7 protein-coding genes are annotated in these 7,577 nt (G+C 30.9%); 3 read left to right on the forward strand and 4 right to left on the reverse strand.

The genetic code is table 11. From position 1 onward, the window contains the following. Positions 1-47 precede the first annotated feature (47 nt). Positions 48-272 (forward strand): hypothetical protein, encoded by a 225-nt coding sequence (locus ACR0QS_RS08895; protein WP_432633086.1) that lies wholly within the window; start codon positions 48-50, stop codon positions 270-272. Positions 273-280: 8 nt separating this feature from the next. Next, positions 281-1,096 carry a pyridoxamine kinase gene (locus tag ACR0QS_RS08900; RefSeq protein ID WP_432633087.1) on the forward strand — a complete coding sequence of 272 codons (816 nt, stop codon included), beginning with the start codon at positions 281-283 and terminating at the stop codon, positions 1,094-1,096. A gap of 24 nt (positions 1,097-1,120) precedes the next feature. Here ACR0QS_RS08900 and ACR0QS_RS08905 read toward each other — a convergent pair whose 3' ends face one another. Next, positions 1,121-3,877 carry a tetratricopeptide repeat protein gene (locus ACR0QS_RS08905; RefSeq protein ID WP_432633088.1) on the reverse strand — a complete coding sequence of 919 codons (2,757 nt, stop codon included), beginning with the start codon at positions 3,875-3,877 and terminating at the stop codon, positions 1,121-1,123. A 127-nt stretch (positions 3,878-4,004) separates the two neighbouring features. Here ACR0QS_RS08905 and ACR0QS_RS08910 point away from each other — a divergent pair, with 127 nt between their 5' ends. Further along, positions 4,005-4,487, forward strand: a complete 483-nt coding sequence (locus ACR0QS_RS08910; RefSeq protein ID WP_432633089.1) for a CinA family protein — start codon at positions 4,005-4,007, stop codon at positions 4,485-4,487. Between the two features lie 186 nt (positions 4,488-4,673). Here ACR0QS_RS08910 and ACR0QS_RS08915 read toward each other — a convergent pair whose 3' ends face one another. The 3 genes from ACR0QS_RS08915 to ACR0QS_RS08925 form a co-directional block, all read right to left on the reverse strand. Beyond that, positions 4,674-5,117, reverse strand: coding sequence for a hypothetical protein (locus ACR0QS_RS08915; protein ID WP_432633090.1), 444 nt, complete (start codon positions 5,115-5,117; stop codon positions 4,674-4,676). A gap of 24 nt (positions 5,118-5,141) precedes the next feature. Then, on the reverse strand, positions 5,142-5,633 hold the full coding sequence (locus ACR0QS_RS08920; protein ID WP_432633091.1) for a hypothetical protein: 492 nt from the start codon (positions 5,631-5,633) through the stop codon (positions 5,142-5,144). 557 nt (positions 5,634-6,190) lie between these two features. Further along, positions 6,191-7,453, reverse strand: coding sequence for a hemolysin family protein (locus ACR0QS_RS08925; protein ID WP_432633092.1), 1,263 nt, complete (start codon positions 7,451-7,453; stop codon positions 6,191-6,193). Between the last annotated feature and the right edge of the window lie 124 nt (positions 7,454-7,577).

A 7,577-nucleotide genomic window follows, 5' to 3' on the forward strand; every position in this document is an offset into this window, starting at 1 on the left:
ATCGTATAGCATATAATTAAATTTATATAATTTACGGAGACAATATAATGAGAAGAGGCAAAAAAAATCCGTTTCTAAAAGAAGTCGAAAGACGATTTGGAGAAAACGCTTTTGAATTAAATTCTTTCGTTCGCGGAAATAGAAAATTAAAAATCACTAAAGCCGAAATAGAAGACAGATACGATATAACTATGGATGAATTTTCCTACTATGCAGAAATTTCGGGCTATAAAGTTTTAAATAATGAAAATTCTCTTATTATATTCAAATAGACTAAATTATGAAAGATTTAAATGTTCTAATTATAAACGATTTATGCTCCTACGGAAAAGCTTCTCTTACGGTTAATATTCCCGTTTTGTCGGCGTTTGGAATAAAAGTTTCGCCTCTTATAAGCGTTCTACTTTCAAATCACACGGCTTTTAATAGTTTTTGCGCTTTCGATTTGACTAAAGAATTGGAAGCGATAATAAAAGAATTAAAATTGCGAAAACCGAAATTTGACGCTTTCTATATAGGCTGGCTTTCGGCGGGAAAACAGCCCGAAATAGTCGCTGATATAATAAAAGATTTTAATTTTCCAATAGTTCTTTTGGACCCTATACTTGGAGACAACGGCAAATTATATCCTTCAATGTCGGACGAACATGTGAAATCAATGAAAGGTTTATTAAAATATTCCACGATAGCGACTCCGAATATTACCGAACTTGCAGTTTTGCTCGATAAAAATCCGTCAGAAAAATATAACGAAAAAGAAATAGAAGAGATGGCAAAAACTTTATCCGAAATGGGACCAAAAACCGTAATCGTGACGAGCGTTGAAAAAGAAAATAAATTAGGTTGTTTATGCTACAATGAAAATAAAATTATAACGAAATATTATGACAAAATAAATATAAGCATGCCGGGAACGGGAGACGCTTTCGGCTCTTCGTTATTAGGCTATATATTGAAAGGCGAAACTATAGAAAACGCGCTAAATAAAGCGACAAAATTTATATATTCTTCCGTCAAAGCGTCATTTGAAGAAATTAAATCTGAAGAAGAAAGAATATACGGAATTGCAATCGAAAAGAGATTAAATCTTCTTTAAAAAAATTTTAATAAACTGAATAATTTATTTCAATAATCTATTTAAAATATTTTGAATTTCCATTTCAATATTTTTTTTGACTTCTTTATCTTTTCCCCAAACCGCCTTATCGGACGCAGTTTTGTAAGATACCAAAGCGTTTCTAAATAGGCTTTCCGTATTATTTTCCATCAAACTTTCCGCTCGATATTTATAGATTTTTCCCAAAAGTTCGTATCCGCTATAATCGTCTGGAACTAAAGAAATATAATTCATTACATAATCGTAAGCCAAATTATAATTTCTAAAATATTCCAAATAAATAACTGCCGTTCTATAATTAGCCGCCGCATGATTTTTATTATTCTTAATAACATATTCGTAAAATTCGAGAGCGTCTTTCGGATTTCCCATAAGTTCGCTAATATATCCTAATTGATAGCGATAATCCAAATTTAAATTATCTTCCAATATTGCCCTTTGAATTGAATTGATAGCCTCATTATAATTATTTATTTTAACATAAATTTTTGATAAAGCGTAATAATCTCTCGCTTTTCTTCTTTGATTAAAATTGAGAGAAGAAATTTTATTATTATCCGCTACCGAAATGCTTTCCACTCTATCGAGCAAATCGACATCCATATATTGAGCCGCTCTCGTATAAGCCTGAAAAGAATAATCGTATAATCCGCTTTTATTATATATTCTTCCCAAAAGCAAATCTCTCGCTCCGTTTATATCGACATATTTTAAAATATTATTGATTATATTATAGCCTTCAATATTATATTCGTAAACCAAGGCTTCGGCTAATTTTATCATGTTATCAATGTAAGCGGGCGATATATTCAAAACCTCTCTTCTTATATCCGAAAGTTTAACATAAGCGTCTATATTATTATAATTGCCGACAGAATTCAAATATACATCGACATAAATTTGATTTTTTATCGCCATAGCGTCATAATTATCTTTATTTCTTCTGATTGCAAGATTTGAGATGGATTTTGCTTTATCGAACTGACGATTATCGTATAAAAAAGTGGCATAATAACCGTAAACTATCGACTCGATTTTTTTTATATAAACTGTATCGTAATTTTTTATTTTAAGCTGTTCTATATAGGCGAGCGCTTCGTCATACTGATTATATTTTATAAATTCGTATATTTTATCGGTAATTAATTTGGTATTTTCTTTTAAATCCTCTTCCCAAAATATAGTCGATTGAATATCTGCAAAATCTATATCCTTTTGAGACTGCGAATAATTATTATTAGATATTCTTACTTTAAGCAAATCTCTTAAAAGCATGACATTATTAACGCTTATTGAATTGCTGTCGTATAATTCTTTTAAAATATTTATAGCTCTGTCGATAGAACCCAATTTATAATAAGAGTTTGCAATATAGCCGATTCTAATCTGCTCTTCGTATCCGTTAAATTTATGTTTTGAAAGCAGTTCCATAATGTCGACATAATAGCCGTCTCTATTTAAGGATTCCGCTTTATCTAAAATGATATTATATCCGATAGAATCCAGAATCGAATTCACTGTCGCTCTATAACTTCTGATTCCGTTTAATAATTCACGAGCTTTAAAATATTCTTTTTTGCTTATCAAATATTTTCCGTATTCAATTTTATTTTCGTCCGAAATCTCGTATAAATCTATTATCTGCGAAATTATTTTATTCGGATAAAAAGAATAGCCCGCATTATAAAGCATATTTGCAAAAGTTTCGTATAATCTCGGTTTATTATAAGAATATTCCAAACCTTTTTCCAAAATATCAATCGCGCTTTTTTCGTTATTTTCGTATAAATATATTTGCGCAAGGATGGCGTAGGCTTCGTCAAAATTTTTATTAACGGCAATAAATTGATTTAGCATATTTTTCGATAACTGATAATTCCCAATTCTAAAATAAGTTTTAGCCAAAGCCAAATCTATTTCTGGAAAATCTTTTGAATAGGAAGACAAATTATTTAAAATATTCGTAGCCGATTCAAATTCTCTATTTTCTAATTTTGAATTCCAGTTAAATAATTCTCTTTGAACCGTAGCGTTTGAAATTTTTGAATTGAGTCTTGCAATATCGATTTTATTATTGCTATAGCTGCTATAACTCGAATAAGACATTTGGGCGTTATTATAATTATTTAAAGCGTCCGCGTATTGATTTTGCAGTAGATTAATATCGGCGAATCCCTCAAAACCGTATCCGATTCCCGCTCTCAAACATTGCGTGAAATAATTATTTGCGCTTCTTATATCGTTATATTTTAAAGAAGTTTTTCCCGCTAAAAATATCCAGTAATAATCGTTATAAATTTTAAAAGCGAGTATATAAGTTCTTAACGCGTATTCGTAATCGTTTATTTCGTCAAAAAAATTTCCAACGACTTCAAAAATTTCTCTTTCCGTAAAATACATTGAAAGTAATTTTTTGAAATCGAGCATTGAATAGTAAATATCGCCCGTTTTATAATATGCAAAACCTCTCAAATAATAAAGCATATAATATCCTTCGTAAGACGCTTCGAGTTCGTTGCATAAAGTTATCGCATCGAAGAATTTATAATTATTTATTAATCGTTTTGCCTCTTCCAATCTGCCGATTAATTCCGTTCTTGAATTTCCGTCTAATCTGTAAAAAAAATCGTTGGTTTGAATCGATACCGAATCGATGCCTATATCTAAATTTCTATCGTTAACTTTTGAATAGTAATGTAAAATATCGTTGGAATATGCAGAAATATATGTTATAAAAATTATTATAAGTATTCGTTTCATAGTAATTTCCATTATGCCGTATAATAATCGGAATTTTAATTTATATTTTTTAATTGCCGTAATTTATAAAACTTGAAAATTAATTTAAATCGAATTATCATGTTTCAAAAAATGAAGTTTTAATATTATGAATAAAATAAAAATTAAATCAAAAGAATTGGTAAATAAACTTATAGAGAAAAAATTAAAAATAACTTCGGCGGAATCTTGCACGGGAGGACTTTTCGCTTCTTCGATAACTTCAATTAGCGGTTCTTCTGGCTGTTTTGAAGGTTCTTTTGTCACTTACTCCAACGAAATTAAAAATAAAATTATAAATGTAAAAAAGGAAACTTTATCGAATTACGGAGCGGTAAGTAAAGAATGCGTTATAGAAATGGCGGAAAATAGCAGGCAAATAATGAATGCCGATATTTCAATAGCGATTAGCGGAATAGCGGGACCTGACGGCGGAAGCGAAGATAAGCCCGTAGGGTTGGTTTGGATTTGTTTGTCGGCTGAAAATTATACGAAACCTTATAAAAATATTTTTTCTGGCGGTAGAGATGAAGTAAGAGAGGCAAGCGTTATTTTCGCTTTAGATTTGGTTTTGGATTTTATAAAGAATTGAAATAAAATATTGTCATTACAACTTTTTAGACATCGTCATTACGAGCAACTAAAAGGAAGCGAAGTAATCCACATAGAATAGATTGCTTCGATTTATAAATAAATCTCGAAATGACGATTAAATAAAAAGACACCGCAATTAAATACGATGCCTTTTTTCGTCTTATCAATTTTACTTTATATAACTTTATTTTGTGAAATTTCCTACCGAAGTAGTTTTTTGATTTTGCCAGCTTCCATTTGGATATGTGCCAGAATATTTTTCTTCTTCAATAGTAACATCGCAGCTTGAGACACTACTGAAATGAAATCTTGCTCTTTTTCTTTCGCTTCCTTCTGTAGGGTTGGTGCTAGTGCTATATCCCTCGTTATATGAACTTCCCCAAACATCATAACCTTCCATATCCATAGATAAAATATTTTCTTTATAAGTATATCCTTGATATGTAAAATTTACATTTCCAGAACTATCTATGGTAAAACTGTTTGCTCCGCTCGTCCAAGTGCCAGCCAAATCTGAATTCTTAAAACTACCATCGCCACCTGTCTTATCCTCATTTTTACAAGAAATGAAAGCCATACTTAAAGTAATTAATAAAGTTATTGATATTGTTTTGATTAAATTTGTCATTTTAGTTTCTCCTTAAAATTTAAATTAACTTGCCTGTTTAGTCAAAGTTCCATCATAGGTAAGTTTATAACTTTGCCCATCGCCCGAAACGGCCACTATGTATGTAATCGTTACACTATCGCCAGAGATGGTGAATTTGATATACTCTTTGGCGCTCAATCCATCCTCATTGCTTTCGCCATAAGCGGAATATTCGGAACCAGATTTTAAGACTTGCGCATTTACTAAAGCGTTAAATAGTCCGCTTGTCGCTTTATTGCCAGCTATCTCCAAAGTAAAACCCTGACCAAGACTTGACACATCTTCTGTCGGATTTCCTACTTGCGCTGTGAGAGTAAGATTATCCAAATAAGTGCCATCTGTTAAATCTGTCGCGGGGTCGCCTGTAGCAGTCGGCACGGAATAATCGTCTCCGCTTCCCGTCTTGTCGTCATTCTTACAACTTATAAATAAAGCTGTAATTAAAGCTCCTACAACCAAGTAGGTAAAAAGTTTTTTCGTTTTTAAAATATACATTTTAAAAATCTCCTTTTGATATAATTTTTTTATAACTAAACAGAGATTTCTCTCTGATAAGCTATCGAAAGTAATTTTGATTAAAGTTAAAAAAGATTTAACTAAATTTAGAATTGCAAAATTATTTTTTATCGTCATCGCCATTAGGCGCACACGCTGAAAGCGGGCAGTCGCCGAGTGTGCGAACGATAGTGAAGCAATCCACTTCTTATAACAATGGGTTTTAACCCATTGTGTGCAGTTGCATAGTAACGCCTTTCTCTGAATTATTAACACAAGGGGCTTGCCAACGGCACGCAGAAGCGGAAGCCACCTTGTTATTAAATTTGCAAATTGATTTTTCGCCAAACGAATAAGTAAACTCATTGAAGTTAAAAAGGTTTTAACAAATAAAAGTTTGTCTTTAAAAGAATTAAAAAAGTTTAAACTACTTTGTTCGCGGTTCGCTGTGAACTGCAAATATTATTTATTAACTTTGTTGTCATAATGGTTGAATTATACAATATTTAGAATTTTTTGTCAACAGTTTAAAACTAAAAAATTTATGCAAACTTAATTTATATTTTCTTTACGATAATTTTATCGATTCTCGCTCCGTCCATGTCGACTATTTCAATATTTAAATTTTTCCATTTTATAGATTCTCCTTCCAAAGGAACATGCTGCAGTATTTCAAGTATAAGTCCGCTTATCGTATTATAATTATTTGAAACCGTTTCATCTTCTATATTGAAATATTCCAAGAAATCGTAAATAGGACATTGCCCGTCCACAAACCATCCTCCGTTTTTTCTCTCTTTTATATTTTCGTTTTCTTTATTTTCGCAAACCGCTCCGACTAACGCGTTAAATATATCGTTTTGAGTTATCATTCCGTCTATATTGCCGAATTCATCCGATATGAATCCTATTTTTATATTATTTTTCTTCATTTCTTTAAGCGCCGAATAAACTTCCATATTGTTATGAAAGTAATTAACCTTTTTGGCAAACTTTTCTATCTTTAATTTTTGACTATTCAATTTATCAAATATATCGGTTATTCTGACAACTCCTATAATATTATCCAAATTTTTATCTATAACGGGATAGTTGGCGAAAGAGTTTTTAGAAATTATTTTTTTTATTTCATCGTTATTCATATTTATATCCAAGCATACTATATCGCTTCTATGAGTCATTATCGATTCTATTTTTCTATCTCCCAAAAAGAAAGCCCTCTCTATAATATCCTGTTCGACTTCTTTTACTTCGCCTCCTCGTTTTCCTTCCTCTACCATAGATTTAATTTCTTCTTCGGTTATTGGATTTTTATCGTCTTTTATTCCAAGTATTTTTGAAACCATTAAAGCGCTTTGAGATAATATCCATACGAAAGGCGCGCCTATTTTTGATAATATAATCATAGGACTTGCAACCGTTTTTGCTATTTTTTCGGGCATAACCATTCCGAGTCTTTTTGGGACTAATTCTCCGAATATTAAAGTAAGATAAGTTACCAGCGCGACTACAATTATTTTCGCAATCGAAGAAGCGTAAACTGTCGGAATATGAATCTTTATTAAAATATTTGACAATTCTTTTGCAATCGTATCTCCCGAATAAATTCCCGTCAATATTCCTATTAAAGTTATTCCTATTTGAATAGTCGATAAAAATTTATCGGGATGATTTGCCAGGGAAAGAGCGATTTTAGCGTTTTTATTTCCATCTTTGCTTTCTTTCATTAACGCGGATTTTCTTGCGGATATTACGGCTATCTCCGACATAGCGAATATGCCGTTTAAAATAATCAAAATTATTATAATTATAAAGTCCATATTTTAATAATTAGGGATTTCCTATATTGAGTAAAAATATTTATCTTTTAATTATACAAAATTTATAATTGTTTTTCAATATAAATATTAGAATTGCATTAATAATTTATATATGCTATTATTC

Source organism: Brachyspira sp. (assembly GCF_050873525.1).
Lineage (GTDB): Bacteria > Spirochaetota > Brachyspiria > Brachyspirales > Brachyspiraceae > Brachyspira.